Origin of the sequence: Alcanivorax sp. IL3 (genome assembly GCF_047495465.1) — a bacterium.
Taxonomy (GTDB): Bacteria; Pseudomonadota; Gammaproteobacteria; order Pseudomonadales; family Alcanivoracaceae; genus Alcanivorax; species Alcanivorax jadensis.
In genome coordinates, this window is sequence record NZ_CP179931.1 from 2,616,718 (window position 1) to 2,637,028 (window position 20,311).

A 20,311-nucleotide genomic window follows, 5' to 3' on the forward strand; every position below is an offset into this window, starting at 1 on the left:
GCGTTAGCCACTAGTCGCTGCTCCGCCCCATTATTCACATATTTGGTTATCCATAAAGTATGCCTCTCATTACCCTCCGCGACATTCAGCTCAGTTATGGGCAGCAGCCGCTGCTGGATCACGTCACTCTGTCTATCGACCCGGGGGAGCGGCTTTGTTTGATTGGTCGTAATGGCGCCGGCAAGTCCACCCTGATGAAGGTGATTGCCGAAGAGATCCATGCGGATGACGGCCAGATCGAGAAGACCCAGGGGCTGACCGTGGCCCGCCTGGAACAGGAAGTGCCGGACGACCAGGACCACAGCGTCCATTTCATGGTGTCGGAAGGCCTGGGCGAGCACGGTGCCCTGCTCAGCGAGCACGCGGAGCTGGTCCATCATCTGGGCGATGGTGACGACAAGGTACTGGCCCGGTTCGAACAATTGAGCAGCGACATCGAGGCCTGTGGTGCCTGGCAGCTGTCGCAGCGGGTGGATACGGTGCTGTCCAAACTAAAACTGGATGGCGATCAGGCCTTTGCCGGCCTCTCAGGGGGGATGAAACGCCGCGTGCTGCTGGCCCGGGCGCTGGTACAGGAACCGGATATCCTGCTGCTGGACGAGCCTACCAACCACCTGGATATGGATTCTATCCAGTGGCTGGAAGAATTCCTCAAGAGCTACGGCGCCACCCTGGTGTTCATTTCCCACGACCGGGCCTTTATCCGCTCACTGGCCACCCGCATCATCGAGCTGGACCGGGGCAAGCTGACCAGCTGGCCTGGCAGCTATGAGAAATACCTGAGCGGCAAACAGGCGGCCCTGGAAGCAGAAGAGCGCGCCAACGCCGAGTTCGACAAGAAACTCAGCCAGGAAGAAAAGTGGATTCGCCAGGGCATCAAGGCACGCCGTACCCGTAACGAAGGCCGGGTGCGTGCGCTCAAGGCCATGCGTGATGAATTCGCCCAGCGCCGCAACCGCACCGGCACTGCCAGCCTGACCATCCAGAGCGGCGACAACTCGGGCAAGGTGGTGGTGGAAGCCGAGCACCTGAATTACACCGTGGATGGCAAGACCATTGTGGAGGATTTCTCGGTCAATCTGCTGCGCGGCGACCGGGTCGGCATCCTTGGCCCCAATGGCTGCGGTAAATCCACCGTGATTCGCCTGCTGCTGGGTCGGCTGGCACCGGATAGCGGCAACGTGAAGCTGGGCACCCAGCTACAGGTGGCCTATTTCGATCAACTGCGCGATACCCTCAACGAGGAAAAGAGCGTGATCGACAACGTGGCCGAAGGCTCCGATGTGGTCACCATCAACGGCCAGAGCAAGCATGTGATCGGCTATTTGCAGGATTTCCTGTTCGACCCGAGCCGGGTGCGCCAGCCTGTGAAGTCCCTGTCCGGCGGCGAGCGTAACCGGCTGCTGCTGGCCAAGCTGTTCACCAACCCCTTCAACCTGCTGGTCCTAGATGAGCCCACCAACGACCTGGACGCGGAAACCCTGGAGCTGCTGGAAGAGCAGCTGATGAACTACCAGGGCACCCTGCTGTTGGTCAGCCACGACCGGGAGTTCATCGACAATGTGGTGACCTCGACCCTGGTGTTCGAAAACGGCGAGCTCAACAGCTATGTGGGCGGTTATCAGGACTGGTTGCGGCAGCGTCCGGAACCTGTGAAGGGAAAAACCGTCAAATCCGCCAAGCCAGTGCTCGAACCTGCCCCGACGGCACCCAAAGCCAAAAAGCTGTCCTACAAGGATCAGCGGGAGCTGGAGCAATTACCGGAACGGATCGAGCAACTGGAAGCGGCACTGGAAGCGGTGCAGGCTCGTATGTCGGACCCGGCTTTCTTCAAGGGTGACCCGGCCGAGATCAGCGCCGCCCAACAACAACAAACCGAGCTGCAGGCGGAACTGGAAACCACCTTCGCTCGCTGGGACGAGCTGGATCAGCTTGGCTGAATCAAGGAGTGTTTGTGTATAAAACGTGGTCCTCATTCGCTATCACGGCAATGTTTGTCCTGTTCGGCCTGGCGGCAACGCCGGGCTGGGCCAATGAAGTGGAAGACGAAGAACGGGCCGTGGAACGTCAGCAGGAAAGCGACGGCCAGGCCACAGCCGGTGACGGCAATACGGACACGGACAAGGCCGACAGCGCCGTCGCTGATGACCCGACCCAACCGGCGGCCGACCCGGCTCCCCTGCCCTTATCCCTGCTGGGACGGCAAGTGGAACCGGGCAGCTTTGCCACCCTGCACTGGACCCCGGATCAGTCTTTCGCCTCTATCGCCACCCCGGTGCCCGTGCTGGTCGCCCATGGCGACAAGGCCGGACCGCGGCTGTGTCTGACTGCAGCCATTCATGGCGATGAACTGAACGGCATCGAGATGGTGCGCCGGCTCATGTACGAGCTGGAGCCGGACCAGCTGGCCGGTACCGTGATCGGTGTGCCCATCGTCAATCTGGATGGCTTTCGCAGCGGCTCTCGCTACCTGAGCGACCGCCGGGATCTGAACCGCTACTTCCCCGGCAACAAGAAAGGCAGTGCCGCCAGTCGCGTGGCTCACTCCCTGTTCAGCAATATCGTGCGCCACTGCGATTACCTGGTGGATTTGCACACCGGCTCCCAGAAACGGGTCAACCAGCCGCAACTTCGCGCCGACCTGGACAACCCGGACGTGGTCGCCTTTGCCAAGCACTTCGGCGGCATGACCGTACTGCACAGCCCCGGTGTCACCGGCATGCTGCGCGATGCGGCGGTGAAAAAAGACATTGTGGCAGTGACCATGGAAGCGGGTGGCCCCAACCGGCTGGAAACCGAGGCCGTCAGCTACGGCGTACAGGCCATCGATACCCTGCTGGAAAATCTGGGTATGCGTAAGGCCAGCCGTTTCTGGAGTGCGCCGCAACCGGTGTTCTATGAGTCGGAATGGATTCGTGCCACCCAAGGCGGCATTCTGCTTGCCGAGGTGGAGCTGAACCAGAAAGTGAAGAAAGGCCAGGTGCTCGGCACCGTCACCGACCCGATCAGCAATACCGGCAGTGCCATCATTGCCCCTTATAACGGCCGGGTTCTGGGAATGGCAGTGAACCAGGTGGTCCACGCCGGCTTTGCCGCCTTCCGTATCGGCGAGGAAAAAACCACCGAGGAAGTGGAAGCGAAAGCAGAAAAAGCCACCCGGGAAAAAGAACAGAAAACCCAGCCATCAGAAGACAGCCCCGCCCACGACTCACCGGCACCGGAGCCTGAAGCAGACCGGGCCGATGACCTGAGCCAGGCGGAAGAAGAAGATAATCACTCGGAAGAGTGAGACGACCAACCAGAGAGACAACAAAAAAGGCTTCCTCCATGAAGCCTTTTTTGTGGCTGCTTTAAAACCGGTTGGAGCCTTGTTCACAAGACGAACGTATCGGTTACCTCTTCGCTTTGCGAGCAAAGCTCCAACGGGTCAGGGGCTGCTTACTGCACCACCAGACTGTCGCGCATCTTCGCCAGGGTCTTTTCACCAATCCCCTTGATGGCCAGCAGTTGATCCACGCTGGTAAAAGGCCCCTGGCTGTCACGCCACTGCACGATGGCTTCCGCCGTTTTCGGGCCCACACCCTTGAGTTCCTGCAGCTGGGTAACGTCCGCCGTGTTCAGGTCGATGCGGTTTTCTGTTTGGGTTTTGGCTACGTCCTTGACCGGTTCCATTTCCACCGCCAGCGCCGGCAGGCTCAATGCCAACAGCAGGGACATCACAACCGCTTTCAATGCTTTCATATTGATCTCCATTTTTTATACGTTGGAGACCACACCATAGGAAGCCGAGTGAGGAGGCGTTATCAGCCGGGGGTGACAGATTGCGTAAGTGGCTCAGGCAAGACTTTGTAGTATCTCGTCCACTACCGCTGTAGGTTCCGCAGCCTGGGTAATCGGACGGCCGATCACCATATAGTCCACACCCGCATCCCGTGCCTGCACAGGCGTCAACACGCGACGCTGGTCTCCGGCATCAGCGCCTGCAGGGCGGATACCCGGAGTAACCAGCTCGAATTGCTGACCGCAGGCCGCCTTGAGCATGCTCGCCTCCTGGGCGGAGCACACCACCCCATCCATGCCAGAGCGCTTGGCCAGCTCGGCAAGGCGCTGCACCTGCACCCGGGGCTCGTCTGTGACCCCGACCTGCTCCAGATCTGCCGCTTCCATGCTGGTCAGCACGGTCACTGCAATCAGGTGGGGGCGACTGGCATGGTTAGCGATGGCATTGGCAGCGGCTTCCATCATGCGCTGACCACCGCTGGCGTGCACATTGACCATCCACACCCCCATATCCGCTGCGGCGGACACGGCGCCGGCCACGGTGTTGGGAATGTCGTGGAATTTCAGATCCAGGAACAGCTCAAAGCCTTTCTTGTGCAGGCCTTCGACAATGGCCGGGCCACTGCGGGTGAAGATTTCCTTGCCGACTTTAACGCGCACCCTGGCCGGGTCCAGCTGATCGGCCATGGCCAGCGCCCGGGCGGCATCGGGATAGTCCAGGGCGACGATAACAGGGCTGGAGATAGGCATGGGAGCGTCCTCGGGGGATTGGTGGCGGGTATGGTATGAGTTGCGAGGTAGCTGTTCAACCGGTGCCGCAAGCCAGCCTGAAAGAATAACTGTAGGAGCTATGCTTGCATGGCGAACTGGCGCGAGCCTTCGCCATGCGAGCATGGCTCCTACAAGGAGGAGGCGGCTAGACTTCCTTGACCACCGGCTTGATGGAGCCCCAGCGCTTGCAGCTTGGGCAGCGCCATTGCATCAAGGGGGTTTCGAAACCACAGCGGCGGCATTTGTAGAGGCTCTTGTCGTTGAGCAGTTGCTCTGACAATTGCTTGAGCACGCCCAGGTGCTCGCGGGTTTCCCCTTCCGCGCTGCCGGCCAGGCTCATGTCGATGATCCGGTTGAGACCACGTACCGAGGGGTTGGCTTTCATGTATTCGGCAATAAAGTCCGCCGCTTCCTTGTCGCCGTAGCGCTCCTTGAGCGTTTCAGCGAGTAGCAGGATACGGCTGGTGCTGGGTTTCTCGGCACTGTAGTCCGCCAGCATCTGGATAAATTCCTCGTCTTTCTCCTGCTGCTGGTAGCTGGTGCGCAGCTTGTCGAGCGCTTCATCGAAGAAGTCGCTGTCCTGCACCCAGATGCGCTGAAGGGCCTGGATGGCAGCGTCCCAGTTCTGCTCGCCCATTTCCAGCTCGCCTTCGGCAAAGCTGGCGCGGACACACTTCTCATCGAATGACAGCGCCCGTCTCAGCATGCGGCGAGCCGGATTGATGTCGCCGTCGCGGCGCAGGTTTTCTGCCTGTTCGCAGCAATACTGGGCCAGTACCGGCCCCAGCGCCGGGCGGTTCTTGATCAACCGCTCGCCCATGCTGATGGCGTTGACCCAGTCGCGTTCCTGCTCGTACAGACCCATCAGCTGCTGGCAGACTTCATCCTTGGCCTGGCAATCCTGGTCCAGCATTTCCAGCAGGACCTGCTCGGCCAGATCGAAGATGCCGCTGGCCAGGTAATCCTGGGCCAGTTCCAGCTGAATTTCTTCCTGCACCGGGCGGCCATAGTCGCCGTGTTCCAGCAGATGGGTATGCAGCTGGGCAGCGCGATCAAACTCGCCGCGCTTGCGGAACAGCTTGCCCAGGGCAAGATGGGTATCGAGACCCTCTTCGCTCACGTCCAGACTCTTGAGCAGGGCTTCAATGCCCTTGTCCGGCTCTTCATTGAGGAAGAAGTTGATGCCGGCCACATAGTCCTTGGACAGGGAAGCCATGCGCCGACGCTGCCGGCGCTTGCTCTCACGCCGACCGAGGAAAAAACCGGCAGCGATGGCAACAAAAAAGAACGGCAGCAGCCAGAACGATTCACTCATGAAAACAGGCTCTTCAGGCCGCGCAGCCCGATACCGGCCAGCAAGCCAAGAAACAGGCCAATAGCCAGTACACCGATCACCAGCACGCCCAGGGACACGTCCCAGTGCCATTGATAAAACAGCATATCCAGCGTCACCAGATCACGGTTACTGGTGACAAACAGGAAAGCGAAAAGAAAGACGGCCAGTACAGCCAGAATTACCAGAATCCGGTACAGGTTTCGCATCGTAAGGTTCCCTCTTTACTGGCCAGGTCTGTGCCGGGCGGTAACAACAAACGGGGTTTAGTTAACGGCAGCCTGATTGCCGCTTGCGCCATTATCAACACCTTCACCACTTTCTTCATGCAGTGAATCGTTAACGCGCTCGCGCAGCTCTTTACCGGGTTTGAAGTGGGGAACATATTTGCCGTGCAGCTCGACGCTGGCACCGGTCTTGGGGTTGCGTCCCACACGGGGCGCACGAAAATGGAGGGAAAAACTGCCGAAGCCGCGTATTTCGATACGACCTCCGCCGGCCAGAGAATCGGCCATCTGTTCGATAAGCGTTTTGACTGCCAGCTCCACATCCTTGGGCGACAATTGGTTTTGCCGATCGGCAATCCGCTCAATCAATTCTGACTTGGTTAACGCCATTACAGCTTTCTCCCTGGGCTCCCAGCCCAGTGGGACCGGCACGATGCCGGTCCCCGGGAGGAGCCGTATTATGACTCGTTGCTGCTTTCCATCTGTTTCTTGATCAGATCACCGATGGTCTTCGGCGCATTGGCATCCTGCTGTTCAGACAGTCCGTCAATGGCTTCACGCTCGTCGGCCTGGTCCTTGGACTTGATGGACAAGCTCAGAACACGGTTCTTGCGATCAACGTTGGTGATTTTCGCTTCCACTTCGTCACCGACGTTGAGCACTTCGGTCGCATCGTTAACGCGGTCGCGGCTGATTTCGCTGGCACGCAGGGTACCTTCCACGTTCTCAGCCAGCTCGACGATGGCCGCTTTCGCGTCTACCGACTTCACTACGCCCTTAACGATTGCGCCCTTGTCATTAGCAGCAACATACTGAGCAAACGGATCGTCTGTCAACTGCTTGATACCCAAGGAAATTCTTTCGCGCTCTGCGTCGATGGACAGAACCACGGTTTCCAGCTCATCGCCCTTGTTGAAGTTACGCACGGCATCTTCGCCCTGCTCTTCCCAGGAAATGTCGGACAGGTGCACCAGACCGTCGATGCCGCCTTCCAGACCGATGAAGATACCGAAGTCAGTGATGGACTTGATCTTGCCGGAAATGCGCTCGCCTTTCTGGTATTTCTCTTCGAAGGCATCCCACGGGTTGGACTGGCACTGCTTGATACCCAGTGAAATACGACGACGGTCCTGATCGATGTCCAGGATCATCACTTCCACTTCGTCGCCGATCTCTACAACCTTGGACGGGTGGATGTTCTTGTTGGTCCAATCCATTTCGGATACGTGAACCAGACCCTCTACACCTTCTTCGATTTCGGCAAAGCAGCCGTAATCGGTCAGGTTGGTCACCTTCGCCTTGACGCGGGTGCCTTCCGGGTACTTGCCCACGATGTCGTGCCACGGATCTTCGCCCAGCTGCTTCAGACCCAGGGAAACACGCATCTTCTCGCGGTCGAACTTGAGTACCTTGACGTCGATTTCCTGACCCACTTCGACGATCTCGCTCGGATGCTTGATACGCTTCCAGGCCATGTCGGTGATGTGCAGCAGGCCGTCGATGCCACCCAGGTCCACAAACGCACCGTAGTCGGTCAGGTTCTTCACGATACCTTTGACTTCCATGCCTTCCTGGAGGGTTTCCAGCAGAGCTTCACGCTCCTGGGAGTGCTCGGCTTCCATCACTGCGCGACGGGAAACCACAACGTTGTTGCGCTTGGGATCCAGCTTGATGACCTTGAAGTCCAGCTCTTTGCCTTCCAGGTGCGCGACATCGCGAACCGGACGGATATCAACCAGGGAACCGGGCAGGAACGCGCGGATCGGGCCGATATCGACAGTGAAGCCACCCTTCACCTTGCCGGAAATCATACCTTTTACGATCTCGTCTTCGTCGAAAGCTTTTTCCAGCTCGCCCCAGACTTCGGCGCGCTTGGCTTTTTCACGGGACAGGCGGGTGAAGCCCATGCCATCGTCGATGGCATCTACGGCTACATCTACTTCGTCGCCTTCGGCGATTTCCAGTTCGCCTGCCTCGCTAAGGAATTCTTCACGGGCAATAATGCCTTCGGATTTCAGGCCTGCGTTAACGGTTACCCAGTCGCTATCGATGGATACAACAGTACCCTTGATGATAGAACCACGGGCAACGTCCAGGTCCTTAAGGCTTTCTTCAAAGAGATCAGCAAAAGATTCGGTCATGAAATTCACTCAGTGTTTTCGCACATGCCAACCAGCAGACATGGGTTAGTAAAAAAATGAGACCCGCCCTTCCCCAGCTGGCTTACTTTTTCAGGGTTGAGCAGATCGGCCGCTTGACACAGAATCACCCCTCGACAGTGCACTATCGAAGGGTTTCAACAACGTGTGCTACCTTCACACCAGTTGGCGTGCGGCAGCCTCTTCAAGGATCCGGTTAACCACTTCATCAACCGTCAGGGTGGTGGATTCGATTACCACGGCATCGTCTGCCGGGCGCAATGGCGCCACCTCACGGTTCATGTCACGGTCATCCCGGGTGCGGATGTCCTCGACGAGGGTCGCGAGGGTAGCATCAAAGCCCTTTTCCTTCAACTGCTCAAAGCGCCGTCTGGCGCGCTCTTCAGCGCTGGCGGTGAGGTAAATCTTGAGGGGGGCAGAGGTAAACACCACGGTACCCATATCGCGGCCATCCGCCACCAAGCCGGGGGCCTCGGCGAACACCCGCTGGCGGGCCAATAGCGCATCACGTACCGGCTGCAGCACGGCCACCTGGCTGGCCAGTTCACCGACGCTTTCCTGGCGGATGATGTTGGACACATCCTCACCATCCAGAATCACCGCGGTTTCGCCCTCCCGCTCAATAAATCTTACCGGCAAGGTTTTCGCCAGTTCCACCAGGGCGGGCTCATCATCCAGAGCAAGCCCCTGATTGCTCGCGTGATAACCCAGAACCCGATACAGGGCACCGGAATCCAGCAGGTGCCAGCCGAGACGGATTGCCACCAATCGGGCAACGGTGCCCTTACCGGAGGAAACCGGTCCGTCGATGGTCAATACCGCGGTGGACGGAGCAGTCATTTCACCTCCAGGTTCAAGCCCGCATGGGCGGCCAGCTGGGCAAAGCCCGGGAAGCTGGTGGCCACATTGGCGCAGTCATTAATGGTAATCAGGCCAGTGGCTCGCAGGGACGCCATGGCGAAGCTCATGGCGATACGGTGGTCACCGTGGGATTGGATCTCGCCGCCGCCGAAGGTGCCGCCGCTGATGCGGATGCCGTCCTCGAACACTTCATGATCCACGCCCAGCGCGGCCAGACCGTCCGCCATCACCTGGATACGGTCGGATTCCTTCACCCGCAGCTCTTCGGCGCCGCGCAACACGGTGTCGCCCTCGGCGCAGGCAGCCGCAATGAAGATGGCCGGGAATTCATCAATGGCCAGGGGCACCAGCGCCTGGGGAATCTCGATGCCTTTCAGGGGCGCCGCTTTCACCACCAGGTCCGCCACCGGCTCGCCGCCGGCATCGCGCTGATTTTCCAGGCGAATATCCGCCCCCATCAGCTTGAGGATGTCGATAACGCCGGTACGAGTGGGGTTGATACCCACGTGGGGTAGCGTCAGCTCACTACCTTCGGCAATGGAGGCACCCACCAGGAAGAAGGCCGCCGAGGAGATATCCGCCGGCACTTCCAGCTTGCAGGCGGTGAGTGTACCGCCGCCGCTCAACGCACTGGTGGCACCCTCACGGCGCACGTCGTAGCCAAAGCCACCCAGCATCCGTTCGGTATGATCGCGGGTCGGGGCCGGCTCGGTCACCGAGGTGTCGCCTTCAGCGTACAGGCCGCCCAGCAGCACGGCGGACTTCACCTGGGCAGAGGCCATCGGCAGATCGTAATGAATGCCCTTGAGCGGCTGACCACCGCGGATGCGCACCGGCGGGCGACCTTCGTTACCGGTGGAAATCTGAGCACCCATGTCGCGCAGGGGGCTAGCCACCCGCTCCATGGGACGCTTGGACAGGGACGCATCACCGGTGAGCTCCACATCGAAGGCCTGCCCGGCCAGCAAGCCGGTGAGCAGACGCATGGAGGTGCCGGAGTTGCCCATATAAAGCGGCTTCCCCGGTGCCTTGAGGCCATGCAGGCCGACCCCATGGATGGTCACCTGGCCGTTGTGGGGGCCCTCGATGACCACCCCCATATCGCGGAATGCCTGCAGCGTTGCCAGAGCGTCCTCGCCTTCCAGGAAGCCTTCTACCTGGGTCACGCCTTCGGCCAGGGAGCCGAGCATGATGGAACGGTGGGACATGGATTTGTCGCCGGGTACCCGTACCCGGCCGGTGAGTCGGCCACCCGGGGTCACCACAAAGGTGGGGTTGCTGTTGCTGCTGTCTGTCATGGTTGTGTCGTCACCTGAATGGTGGGCGCGGGTATAGGACGTGCGCCCGTTCATGGCCATAAAATGGGCCCGGGCCGTATTGGCGCGGGTCATGATGCCCATCAGGGCATCGGAATCATCGTCACTCACCGCCTGGCGGAAGCGCGCGATACCGTCGCTGAACAGGTCCAGGGACTGCAGCAGCGCGGCCTTGTTCTCGCGGAAAATGTCATGCCACATCACCGGATCGGAGCTGGCGATACGGGTGAAGTCGCGAAAACCGCCGGCAGCATAGCGGAAGATCTCCGTGGAGTCGCCCTGCCGGGCCAGAGTATCCACCAGCGAAAAGGCCAGCAGATGGGGCAGATGGCTGGTTTCCGCCAGTACCTGATCGTGGTAATCCGGCGCCATCTGCAACACTTCCGCGCCCATGGCGGTCCAGATCGCCCGCACCCGGGCGGTGGCAGCCGGATCTGTGGCCTCGGTGGGCGTCAGGATGACCCGGTGATCCTGGTACAGGTCCGCATCAGCAGCCCCAACGCCGCTCTTTTCCTTGCCGGCAATGGGATGGCCGGGCACGAAGCGGGAATAATGCTCGCCCAGGGAGACACGGGCCGCGGTGATCACATTGCCTTTGACGCTGCCGCCATCAGTGATGATTGCCGTGCGGGACAGGCCCGGCTTCAGCGCACTCAACACCTTGCCCATGGCCGAAACGGGGGTGGAGACAAAGACCAGATCGGCGCCCTTGACCGCTTCAGCCAGATCCTGGCTGCCTTCGTCGACCACGCCCAGGGCGATACCCTGCTCCAGGGTGCGCGCCGAGCGGGAGCCGGCCACGATGGACGCGGCCAGCCCGTGCTTGCGAGCAGCCGCAGCAAAGGAGCCGCCGATCAGGCCCAGGCCGATAACGGCAATGCGGTTGAAAAGGGGTTCAGACATGGCAACACCCCAATTTTGTTGTAGGAGCGCCTCTCGAGGCGCGAACCTGCTTGCAACAAGCCGTGCCAAGTACGATTCGCACCTCAAGAGGTGCTCCTACAGCGGGCATTTCCAAGGTTTGGGCGTTACCCATCCGCCATTTCCTTCAATACATGCTTGAGAGCAGCCAGGAAACGCTCGTTTTCGCGGCTGGTACCCACGGTGACGCGCAGGTGGTTAGGCATGCCGTAGCCACCCAGAGGGCGCACGATCACGCCTTCGCGCAGCAGGCCTTCGTAGACCGGCTGTGCCTCACGGCCACAGTCGAAAGCAATGAAGTTGGCTACCGAGGGGATCTGTTCCAGGTGCAGCTTCTGCAGGCCTTCGGCGATCTGCACCAGGCCACTGGTGTTTTCGCCGCGGGAATTCTCGATGTGATCGTCATCGGACAGCGCCGCTTCGGCGGCCACCATGGCCGGGGTGTTGACGTTGAACGGCTGGCGTACCCGGTTCAGCACATCAGCAATTTGCGGGTTGCAGACGCCATAGCCGATACGCAGGCCGGCCAGACCATGAATCTTGGAGAAGGTGCGCGTTACTACCAGATTCGGGTATTTTTGCAGGCGTTCGATGCCGTTCGGGTAGTGGCTTTCTTCCACGTATTCGAAATAGGCCTCGTCCAGCACCACGATCACCCGCTCCGGGATCCGCGACAGGAACTCATCCAGGGCATGGGCGTTGAACCAGGTGCCGGTGGGGTTGTTCGGGTTGGCCACGAAAATCACCCGGGTGCGTTCGGTCACCGCCTCGGCCATGGCCGCCAGATCGTGGCCATAGAGATTGGACGGCACCGCCACCGGCCTGGCATTGCAGGCCAGGGTCACCAGTGGATACACCGCAAAGGCGTACTCGGAGAAAATCGCTTCATCGCCAGGCTGCAGGTAGGCACGGGCGATCAGGTCCAGCACATCGTTGGAGCCGTTACCCAGGGTCAGCTGATTGGTTTGCACACCCAGCTTTTCTGCCAGCGCTGCCTTCAGGGAAAAGCCGGCGCCATCCGGGTACAGGTGCAACTCATGCAGATGCTTGAGGGCATGCAGAGCCTTGTGGCTGGCACCCAGGGGATTTTCATTACTGGCCAGTTTGACGATATCGGTGAGCCCCAGCTCCCGCTCCAGCTCCTCGATGGGCTTGCCCGGCTCATAGGGCTTGAGCTGCTGAACGCCACTGTTGGCGAGTTCGATGTAGTCGCAAGTCATGATGACTCCTTGAACTGTGGGAGCGGTCGTTCGACCGCGATTTCCGGCCTGTGGTGAAATTTCCCGGTCGAACGACCGCTCCCACAGCTTATCGCCAGCCGATAGAGCATTGTCCAACCCTGTGTCACAACACCGCTTTCGGGTACGAGCCCAGCAGCTTGATGGTATTGCCAGCCGCTTCCAGCTTGTCCAGCACCGGCTGCAGCTTGCCATCTTCCTTGTGGCCTTCGCAGTCCACGAAGAACACATAACTCCAATTGGACGTCCGCGAGGGCCGGGATTCAAGGCGGGTCAGGTTAATGCCTTCATCCCGGAACGGCGCCAGCACTTCATAGAGCAGGCCCGGGCGGTTCTTGCCGCTGATCATCAGGCTGGTCTTGTCGTTGCCGGACGGCGGCGTGTCCTGCCGGCCGATGATGATGAAGCGGGTGGTGTTGTCCGGGCGGTCTTCGATATTGCGTTGCACCGCTTCCAGCCCATACAGCTCTTCCGCCATTTCCCCGGCAATGGCCAGGGCATTCCATTCGTCCTTAAGGCGACGAGCGGCTTCCCCGTTGGAACTGACCGCTATGCGCTCAACCCCGGGCATGTGAGCATCCAGCCACTGGCGGCATTGAGCCAAGGTCTGCTGGTGGGAATAAACCCGGGTGACCTTGTCGCGACGGGTGTGCTCGCCGGCCAGCAGATGATGGTGAATACGCAGCTCCACCTCGCCACAGATTTTCAGGCTGGAGGTCATGAAGGTATCCAGGGTGTGGTTGACCACCCCTTCGGTGGAGTTCTCCACCGGCACCACGCCGTAGTGGGCAGCCCCGGCTTCCACTTCCCGGAATACTTCATCAATGGCGGCAAGCGGCACGCTTTCCACCGCATGGCCAAAGTGTTTGAGGGCGGCCTGCTGGGTAAAGGTGCCTTCCGGGCCCAGGAACGCCACTTTCATGCGCTGCTCCAGGGCCAGGCAGGCGCTCATGATCTCGCGGAAAAACCGCGCCATGGTTTCGCCATCCAGCGGCCCCTGGTTGCGCTCTTTGACCCGGCGCAACACCTGGGCTTCCCGTTCCGGGCGATAAAACACCGGGTTGGGGTCGGTGGCGGTCTTCACCTCGGCCACCTTGTGGGCCAGGGTGGCGCGCTCGTTGAGCAGATCCTGCAGCCGCTGGTCCAGCTCGTCGATCTGGTTACGCAAATTGTCCAGTGATTCGGTCATGGCGGTCCCCGCTCAGCCGTTGCGTTTTTCGAAGTCCGCCATAAAGGCGATCAGCGCATCTACTGCGGCTTCCGGTACCGCATTGTAGATGCTGGCACGCATGCCACCCACGCTGCGGTGGCCCTTCAGGTTCAACAGGCCGGCCTGGTCGGCTTCGCTGAGGAACTGTTTATCCAGGTTGGCATCGGCCAGCACAAAGGGCACATTCATCCAGCTACGGCTGATTTTCTCCACCGGGTTGCTGTAGAAGCCGCTGTTATCAATAAAACCATACAGCTTTTCGGCCTTGCGCTGGTTGGTTTCTGCCATGTTCGCCACCCCGCCCTGCTTCTTCAGCCACTGAAACACCAGCCCGGCCAGGTACCAGGAAAAGGTGGGCGGCGTGTTGTACATGCTGCCATTGTCCGCGTGGGTCTGGTAATTGAGCATGGCCGGCACGTGGGCGCCGGCCTTGCCGAGCAGGTCCTTGCGAATAATCACCAGGGTCAGGCCGGCAGGGCCGATATTCTTCTGGGCACCGGCATAGATAACCCCGAAGCGGTTCACATCAATGGGGCGCGAGAGGATGGTAGAGCTCATGTCTGCCACCAGGGGGCTATCCCCCACGTCCGGCACAAAGCTGTATTCCAGGCCACCGATGGTTTCATTGGGGCAGTAATGCACGTAGGCCGGATTGGCCGACAGCTGCCAGCTGTCCTGTGGCGGCACGGTGGTGAAATTGGTGTCTTCACTGCTGGCGGCCACGTTGATGTTGCCGTAGCGACCGGCTTCCTTGATCGCCTTCTTGGACCATTGCCCGGTATTGATGTAATCCGCCGTTTCGCCCTCGCCCAGCAGATTCATGGGCACCATGGCGAATTGCGAGGAGGCACCGCCCTGCAGGAACAGCACGGCGTAGTCGTCGCTGATCCCCATCAGGTCGCGCAGGTCCTGCTCGGCCTTTTCGGCAATTTCCACGAACACCTTGTCCCGATGGCTCATTTCCATGATGGACAGGCCCATGCCCTGGTAATCCAGCATTTCCTGACGGGCCTGCTCCAGAACGTCCGTCGGCAACGCCGCGGGACCTGCGCAGAAGTTATAGGCGCGGGACATGCATTTTCTCCGTGACTAGATTGAAAGTACCAAACCGGTTAATCAAAGAAGCCCGGTAACACCGGGCTCGGGTTGTTGCTTACTATTGTCTTTCAAGCAGCCCGTAGGAGCGGCGCTTGAGCCGCGAATCGTACTTGGCACGGCTTGTCGCGAGCACGTTCGCGGCTCAAGCGCCGCTCCTACAGCAGCCTTTTATTCCTCGGCGTCGTCGGAGGCGTCAGACTCCGGTGCTTCAGAGGTAACATCCCCTTCTTCCAGCACTTCGCCTTCTTCGATGTCTTCGTCATCACCTTCCAGCTCGGGGATGGTGGCCAGGCCACACAGCTTCTCGCCGTCGCCCAGACGAATCAGACGCACGCCCTGGGTGTTACGGCTGGACGTGCTGACCTGATTGACGCCGGTACGCACCAGAGTGCCCTGGTTAGAGATCAGCATGATGTCCTCTTCACCAAACACCTGAGCAGCGCCGACCAGCTCACCGTTACGCTCGTTGACCACCATGGCGATCACGCCCTGGCCGCCACGACCCTTGGTCGGGTAGTCGGTGAGCGGGGTACGCTTACCGTAGCCGTTTTCCGAGGCAGTCAGGATCTGACCCTCTGCTTCCGGCACGATCAGGGAAATCACGTCCACGCCATCAGCCAGTTTGATGCCGCGCACACCACGGGCCAGACGGCTCATGACACGCACCTTGGATTGATGGAAACGCACGGCCTTGCCGTTACGGGCCACCAGCATCACATCTTCGTCGCCGTGGGTAATCGCCACATTGACCAGATGCTCGCCTTCCTGCAGTTTCACGGCAATCAGGCCGGAGCTGCGTGGACGGGCGAAGTTGGCCAGGGCGGTACGCTTGACGATACCACTGGAGGTCGCCATGAAGATAAAGGGACCGGGAATGGCGTCGGCCACCACTTCGGCCTCATCGCCATCTTCAACTGCGTCCTCGACCACCTCGTCCGCATCGATAGCATCGATAACGTCGTCTTCGTCCACTTCTGCTTCCACGCCAGCGGCTTTCTGCTGACGTACCATTTCCGCATCGAGACGGAGGATGGCGGTAATGCGCTCGTCATTGCCCAGTGCCGGCAGCAGATTGACGATGGGCTTGCCACGGGACGCCCGGCCACCTTGCGGCAGCTCGAAGGTACGCAGCCAGAAGACCTTGCCGGCATCCGTGAACAGCAACAGGGTGTCGTGGGTGCCTGCCACAAGCAGGTGCTCCACGTAATCCTCGTCTTTGAGCTGGCCGGCAGACTTGCCACGGCCACCACGCTTCTGCGCCCGGTAGGTATCAATGGGCTGCATCTTGGCGTAACCACCGTTGGACAGGGTCACTACCACGGTTTCTTCGGCGATCAGGTCTTCCATGCTCAGGTCGAGACGGGAGGTGACGATTTCGGAACGGCGCTCGTCGGCATATTCCTCACGGACCGCCTTCAGTTCATCACGGATCACTTCCATCAGACGTTCGGGGTTACCCAGAATCTTCAGCAGTTCGGCAATCTGCTCCAGCAGTTCCTGGTAATCGTTGATCAGTTTTTCCCGTTCCAGACCGGTCAGCTTCTGCAGACGCAGATCCAGAATGGCCTGGGCCTGTTCCGGGCTCAGGTAATAAAGGCCATCACGCAGACCGAACTGCTCATCGAGGCCATCCGGGCGAGCCGCGTTTTCACCACCGGCGCGCTCCAGCATTTGCAGTACATCGCCGGGGGTCCAGCCTTTGCCCAGAAGTTTTTCCTTGGCTTCCGCGCCGCTGGGGGACGCCTTGATCAGCGCAATCACCGGATCGATATTGCTCAGCGCCACCGCCAGACCTTCTAGCAAGTGGGCCTTTTCGCGGGCCTTGCGCAGTTCAAACACGGTACGGCGAGTCACCACTTCACGGCGGTGACGAATAAAGGCATCCAGCAACTCACGCAGGTTGAGGGTCTTGGGCTGACCATCCACCAGTGCCACGGTATTGATACCGAACACCGACTCCATCTGGGTCTGCTGGTAGAGATTATTGAGCACCACCTCGGCGTTCTCGCCGCGACGCAGCTCGATCACGATACGCATGCCCTCTTTGTCGGACTCATCGCGCAGCTCGGTGATACCTTCAATCTTCTTGTCTTTCACCAGCTCGGCGATCTTCTCGATCAACCGCGCCTTGTTCACCTGGTAGGGAATCTCGTGGACGATAATGGCTTCTTTGCCACTTTTGTCGGTCGGCTCAATCTCGGCACGGGCACGCATGTACACGCGGCCACGGCCGGTACGGTAGGCCTGCACGATCCCGGCGCGACCGTTAATGATGCCGGCGGTGGGGAAATCCGGGCCCTTGATGTATTCCATCAGGTCGTCCGGCGTCAGGCTGTCGTCGTCGATCAACGCCAGACAGCCATCCACCACCTCGCCCAGGTTATGCGGCGGAATATTGGTGGCCATACCCACGGCGATACCGGAGGAGCCATTCACCAGCAGGTTGGGCACCCGGGTGGGCATCACATCGGGAATCTTTTCCGTGCCGTCATAGTTGTCGACGAAATCCACGGTTTCCTTGTCCAGATCGGCCAGCAGCTCGTGGGCGATCTTGGCCATGCGCACTTCGGTGTAACGCATGGCGGCTGCGGAATCCCCGTCGATGGAACCGAAGTTACCCTGACCATCCACCAGCATGTAGCGCAGGGAAAACGGCTGCGCCATCCGCACGATGGTGTCGTAAACGGCGGAGTCACCATGGGGGTGGTACTTACCGATAACGTCACCGACCACACGGGCGGACTTCTTATAGGCCTTGTTCCAGTCGTTGTTCAGCTCGTGCATGGCGAACAGTACGCGGCGATGCACCGGCTTGAGGCCGTCGCGCACATCCGGCAACGCCCGCCCAACGATCACGCTCATGGCGTAATCCAGGTACGACTGTTTGAGTTCGTCTTCGATGTTGACCGGGGTAACTTCTCTGGCGAGATCCGTCATAGCGATCCTTACTTTCCACAAGTATCGGGAAAGCCCCTGCGGCTTTCCCAAGCCGGCCCCTGATCAGGGCCGTTTTCACAGCGTGCCGATGGCACCCTGTGCAGTCTGTTCTTATGACAGCCCGCTCGCTGCCGACAGCGGCGGACCGGGCGTACATTCCTGCTCCTGGCACGAAGCCCGGAAAAGCCCCGGATGATAGCACAACCGGGCGGCTTCGGCGCCATAGTCCGCCGCCATTGTTATCGTGGCGGCAAGAGCGCCACTGACACGCTATACTGCGGCCTCAATTTGAGGGCAAGCCCCTCTAGCAGGCCGCTGAAAAGCCCGCCAAGATATCAAGGAGTTATGCATGAGCGACAATCAGGCTGACCTGATCGTCCACGCCCGCTGGATTGCCCCGGTCGCGCAGGACAACGCGCCCAGTGCCGAGGTACTGGAAAACCATGCCCTGGTCGTCCGTGATGGCCAGATTGTCGACCTGCTGCCCGGCGCCCTGGCCGACGAAAAATGGCAGGCCGATACGGTCACCCGGCTGGACAGCCACCTGCTGATTCCCGGCCTGATCAATGCCCATACCCACGCAGCCATGAACCTGCTGCGTGGTATCGCCGATGACCTGCCGCTGATGACCTGGCTGGAAAAGCACATCTGGCCAGCGGAAGGCCAGTTTGTCAGCGAGCAATTCGTGTTCGACGGCACCCGGCTGGCGGCGGCGGAGATGATTCGCTCCGGCACCACCTGCTTTGCCGACCAGTACTTCTTCCCGGCCAGCGCCGCCCGCGCCACCGTGGAAGCCGGCCTGCGCGCCAGCCTGTTCTGCCCGATCCTGGATTTTCCCACCCCCATGGGCGCCGGGCCGGAGGATTACCTGCGCCTGGCCACCGATGCCATGGACGAGTGGCGCCACGATCCGCGCATCCAGATCGGCTTTGGCCCACACGCGCCCTATACCGTGTCCGATGGCCCGCTGCAGAAGGTACTGACTCTGGCCGAGGAACTGGACGTGCCGATGATGATGCACGTGCATGAAACCGCCGGAGAGATCCAGATGGCGGTAGGCAACACCGGTGAGCGGCCACTCACTCGCCTGAAAAACCTGGGCTTGCTTTCGCCGCGTCTGCTGGCGGTGCACATGACCCAGCTCACCGAGGACGAAATTGCGCTGGTGGCCGAAACCGGCACCCAGGTGGTGCATTGCCCGGAATCCAACCTGAAGCTGGCCAGCGGCTTTGCACCGGTAGAAACACTGCGCAAGGCCGGGGTCAACGTGGCCCTGGGCACCGACGGTGCCGCCAGCAACAACGATCTGGACATGATCGGCGAGGCCCGCATGGCCGCCTTTCTGGGCAAGGGCGTCAGCCTCCAGGCCGATGCCCTGCCCGCCGCCGACATACTGCAGATGGCCACCCTGAACGGGGCCCGCGCCCTGGGCCGGGACGACCAGATCGGTTCACTGGAAATTGGCAAACAGGCGGATATGGTAGCGGTGGATTTGAACCGTCTGGAGACCCAGCCGGTCTATGATCCGGTGGCGCAATTGATCTATGCCGCCAGCCGCGACCAGGTGACGCATACCTGGGTGGGTGGGCGCTGCCTGATGGACAACCGCACACTCACCACCCTCAACGAAGCCGTGATCCTCAAGAATGCCCAGCAGTGGCAGGAAAAAATTGCCGGAGCCGACCGTGACTGAACAGCAACCGCAGATCCCCAATGTAGACGCCGGCGAAATCGCCAAATTCAATGCCCTGGCGGAGCAGTGGTGGGACCCCAATTCCGAGTTCCGCCCGCTGCACGACATCAACCCGCTGCGTCTCAATTACATCGACGAGCGCGTCAGCCTGCCCGGCAAAAAAGTCATCGACATCGGCTGCGGCGGCGGCTTGCTGTCCGAAGGCATGGCCCGGCGTGGCGCCGAGGTCACCGGTATCGACATGGGCGAGGCACCGCTGTCGGTGGCACGCATCCACGCGGAGAAAGCCGGCGTGGCGGTGGAATACCGGCAGATTCCGGCGGAACAGATCGCCGAGGAACGGCCCGCCCAGTACGACGTGGTCACCTGTCTGGAAATGCTGGAACACGTGCCGGATCCGTCATCCGTGATCCGCGCCTGCGCCACCCTGGTAAAACCCGGTGGGCAGATTTTCTTCAGCACCATCAACCGCAATCCCAAGGCCTTTCTGTTTGCCATTGTCGGCGCGGAATACGTGCTGCGCCTGCTGCCCCGCGGCACCCACGAGTACGCCAAGCTGATCAAACCCTCGGAGCTGGCCGGCTGGGCCCGGGACGCGGGGCTGGAAGTGAAAGACACCACCGGCATGGTCTACAACCCGCTGACCCAGGTGTACAAGCTGAACCGGGATGTGTCGGTGAACTATCTGATGCACGCGGTGAAAGGCGAATAAATTTCCCCTGTAGGAGCGCCGCTTGAGGCGCGAAACGAGCGAAGCGAGTAACGAG

At 60.4% G+C, this 20,311-nt stretch carries 16 protein-coding genes; 4 read left to right on the plus strand and 12 right to left on the minus strand.

Going from position 1 to position 20,311, the window contains the following annotated elements; genetic code table 11:
- Positions 1–59: 59 nt before the first annotated feature.
- Together ACMG4M_RS12165 and ACMG4M_RS12170 are read left to right on the plus strand one after the other, a co-directional pair.
- Positions 60–1,940 carry an ATP-binding cassette domain-containing protein gene (locus ACMG4M_RS12165; RefSeq protein ID WP_414430108.1) on the plus strand — a complete coding sequence of 627 codons (1,881 nt, stop codon included), beginning with the start codon at positions 60–62 and terminating at the stop codon, positions 1,938–1,940.
- Between the two features lie 14 nt (positions 1,941–1,954).
- Positions 1,955–3,289, plus strand: a complete 1,335-nt coding sequence (locus ACMG4M_RS12170; protein ID WP_414430109.1) for a succinylglutamate desuccinylase/aspartoacylase family protein — start codon at positions 1,955–1,957, stop codon at positions 3,287–3,289.
- Between the two features lie 149 nt (positions 3,290–3,438).
- On the opposite strand, the gene ACMG4M_RS12175 is transcribed toward ACMG4M_RS12170, so the two are convergent.
- The 12 genes from ACMG4M_RS12175 to gyrA form a co-directional block, all read right to left on the minus strand.
- Positions 3,439–3,741: a ComEA family DNA-binding protein gene (locus tag ACMG4M_RS12175; protein ID WP_414430110.1), complete on the minus strand. Its 303-nt coding sequence runs from the start codon at positions 3,739–3,741 to the stop codon at positions 3,439–3,441.
- A gap of 93 nt (positions 3,742–3,834) precedes the next feature.
- On the minus strand, positions 3,835–4,530 hold the full coding sequence (pyrF, locus tag ACMG4M_RS12180; protein ID WP_335627951.1) for an orotidine-5'-phosphate decarboxylase: 696 nt from the start codon (positions 4,528–4,530) through the stop codon (positions 3,835–3,837).
- 166 nt (positions 4,531–4,696) lie between these two features.
- Positions 4,697–5,866 carry a lipopolysaccharide assembly protein LapB gene (lapB, locus tag ACMG4M_RS12185; RefSeq protein WP_414430111.1) on the minus strand — a complete coding sequence of 390 codons (1,170 nt, stop codon included), beginning with the start codon at positions 5,864–5,866 and terminating at the stop codon, positions 4,697–4,699.
- Entirely contained in the window at positions 5,863–6,093 is a 231-nt protein-coding gene (locus ACMG4M_RS12190; protein WP_297766424.1) for a lipopolysaccharide assembly protein LapA domain-containing protein, read from the minus strand. Before ACMG4M_RS12190 ends, lapB begins: the two co-directional genes overlap by 4 nt.
- Before the next feature lie 57 nt (positions 6,094–6,150).
- A complete protein-coding gene (gene ihfB, locus ACMG4M_RS12195) occupies positions 6,151–6,501 on the minus strand; it encodes an integration host factor subunit beta (RefSeq protein ID WP_290511045.1) in 351 nt (116 codons plus the stop codon).
- Positions 6,502–6,569: 68 nt separating this feature from the next.
- Positions 6,570–8,252, minus strand: coding sequence for a 30S ribosomal protein S1 (rpsA, locus tag ACMG4M_RS12200; RefSeq protein ID WP_035246555.1), 1,683 nt, complete (start codon positions 8,250–8,252; stop codon positions 6,570–6,572).
- 174 nt (positions 8,253–8,426) lie between these two features.
- Positions 8,427–9,110: a (d)CMP kinase gene (gene cmk / locus ACMG4M_RS12205; protein WP_277672740.1), complete on the minus strand. Its 684-nt coding sequence runs from the start codon at positions 9,108–9,110 to the stop codon at positions 8,427–8,429.
- Positions 9,107–11,350 (minus strand): bifunctional prephenate dehydrogenase/3-phosphoshikimate 1-carboxyvinyltransferase, encoded by a 2,244-nt coding sequence (locus ACMG4M_RS12210; protein ID WP_414430112.1) that lies wholly within the window; start codon positions 11,348–11,350, stop codon positions 9,107–9,109. Before ACMG4M_RS12210 ends, cmk begins: the two co-directional genes overlap by 4 nt.
- A 125-nt stretch (positions 11,351–11,475) precedes the next feature.
- Complete coding sequence (gene hisC / locus ACMG4M_RS12215) at positions 11,476–12,588, minus strand: histidinol-phosphate transaminase (RefSeq protein ID WP_414430113.1); 1,113 nt, start codon at positions 12,586–12,588, stop codon at positions 11,476–11,478.
- Positions 12,589–12,712: 124 nt separating this feature from the next.
- Positions 12,713–13,795 (minus strand): prephenate dehydratase, encoded by a 1,083-nt coding sequence (pheA, locus tag ACMG4M_RS12220; protein WP_277672737.1) that lies wholly within the window; start codon positions 13,793–13,795, stop codon positions 12,713–12,715.
- A 12-nt stretch (positions 13,796–13,807) separates the two neighbouring features.
- A complete protein-coding gene (serC, locus tag ACMG4M_RS12225; RefSeq protein WP_414430114.1) occupies positions 13,808–14,890 on the minus strand; it encodes a 3-phosphoserine/phosphohydroxythreonine transaminase in 1,083 nt (360 codons plus the stop codon).
- A 192-nt stretch (positions 14,891–15,082) separates the two neighbouring features.
- A complete protein-coding gene (gene gyrA, locus ACMG4M_RS12230; RefSeq protein ID WP_414430115.1) occupies positions 15,083–17,851 on the minus strand; it encodes a DNA gyrase subunit A in 2,769 nt (922 codons plus the stop codon).
- A 349-nt stretch (positions 17,852–18,200) separates the two neighbouring features.
- Between gyrA and ACMG4M_RS12235 the strand changes: the two genes are divergently transcribed.
- The gene (locus tag ACMG4M_RS12235) at positions 18,201–19,544 is read left to right on the plus strand and encodes a TRZ/ATZ family hydrolase (RefSeq protein WP_414430116.1); all 1,344 of its coding nucleotides are present in this window, start codon (positions 18,201–18,203) and stop codon (positions 19,542–19,544) included.
- A 13-nt stretch (positions 19,545–19,557) separates the two neighbouring features.
- On the plus strand, positions 19,558–20,256 hold the full coding sequence (gene ubiG, locus ACMG4M_RS12240; protein WP_035246877.1) for a bifunctional 2-polyprenyl-6-hydroxyphenol methylase/3-demethylubiquinol 3-O-methyltransferase UbiG: 699 nt from the start codon (positions 19,558–19,560) through the stop codon (positions 20,254–20,256).
- Positions 20,257–20,311 lie beyond the last annotated feature (55 nt).

Excerpts from the sequence above, each read along its gene's own strand:
- pheA (WP_277672737.1), bottom strand. The coding sequence starts at position 13,795 with ATGACCGAATCACTGGACAATTTGCGTAACCAGATCGACGAGCTGGAC.
- ACMG4M_RS12235 (WP_414430116.1), top strand. The coding sequence starts at position 18,201 with ATGAGCGACAATCAGGCTGACCTGATCGTCCACGCCCGCTGGATTGCC.
- ACMG4M_RS12210 (WP_414430112.1), bottom strand. The coding sequence starts at position 11,350 with ATGTCTGAACCCCTTTTCAACCGCATTGCCGTTATCGGCCTGGGCCTG.
- hisC (WP_414430113.1), bottom strand. The coding sequence starts at position 12,588 with ATGACTTGCGACTACATCGAACTCGCCAACAGTGGCGTTCAGCAGCTC.
- ACMG4M_RS12175 (WP_414430110.1), bottom strand. The coding sequence starts at position 3,741 with ATGAAAGCATTGAAAGCGGTTGTGATGTCCCTGCTGTTGGCATTGAGC.
- cmk (WP_277672740.1), bottom strand. The coding sequence starts at position 9,110 with ATGACTGCTCCGTCCACCGCGGTATTGACCATCGACGGACCGGTTTCC.
- gyrA (WP_414430115.1), bottom strand. The coding sequence starts at position 17,851 with ATGACGGATCTCGCCAGAGAAGTTACCCCGGTCAACATCGAAGACGAA.
- lapB (WP_414430111.1), bottom strand. The coding sequence starts at position 5,866 with ATGAGTGAATCGTTCTGGCTGCTGCCGTTCTTTTTTGTTGCCATCGCT.
- ACMG4M_RS12190 (WP_297766424.1), bottom strand. The coding sequence starts at position 6,093 with ATGCGAAACCTGTACCGGATTCTGGTAATTCTGGCTGTACTGGCCGTC.
- ihfB (WP_290511045.1), bottom strand. The coding sequence starts at position 6,501 with ATGGCGTTAACCAAGTCAGAATTGATTGAGCGGATTGCCGATCGGCAA.
- rpsA (WP_035246555.1), bottom strand. The coding sequence starts at position 8,252 with ATGACCGAATCTTTTGCTGATCTCTTTGAAGAAAGCCTTAAGGACCTG.
- serC (WP_414430114.1), bottom strand. The coding sequence starts at position 14,890 with ATGTCCCGCGCCTATAACTTCTGCGCAGGTCCCGCGGCGTTGCCGACG.
- ACMG4M_RS12165 (WP_414430108.1), top strand. The coding sequence starts at position 60 with ATGCCTCTCATTACCCTCCGCGACATTCAGCTCAGTTATGGGCAGCAG.
- pyrF (WP_335627951.1), bottom strand. The coding sequence starts at position 4,530 with ATGCCTATCTCCAGCCCTGTTATCGTCGCCCTGGACTATCCCGATGCC.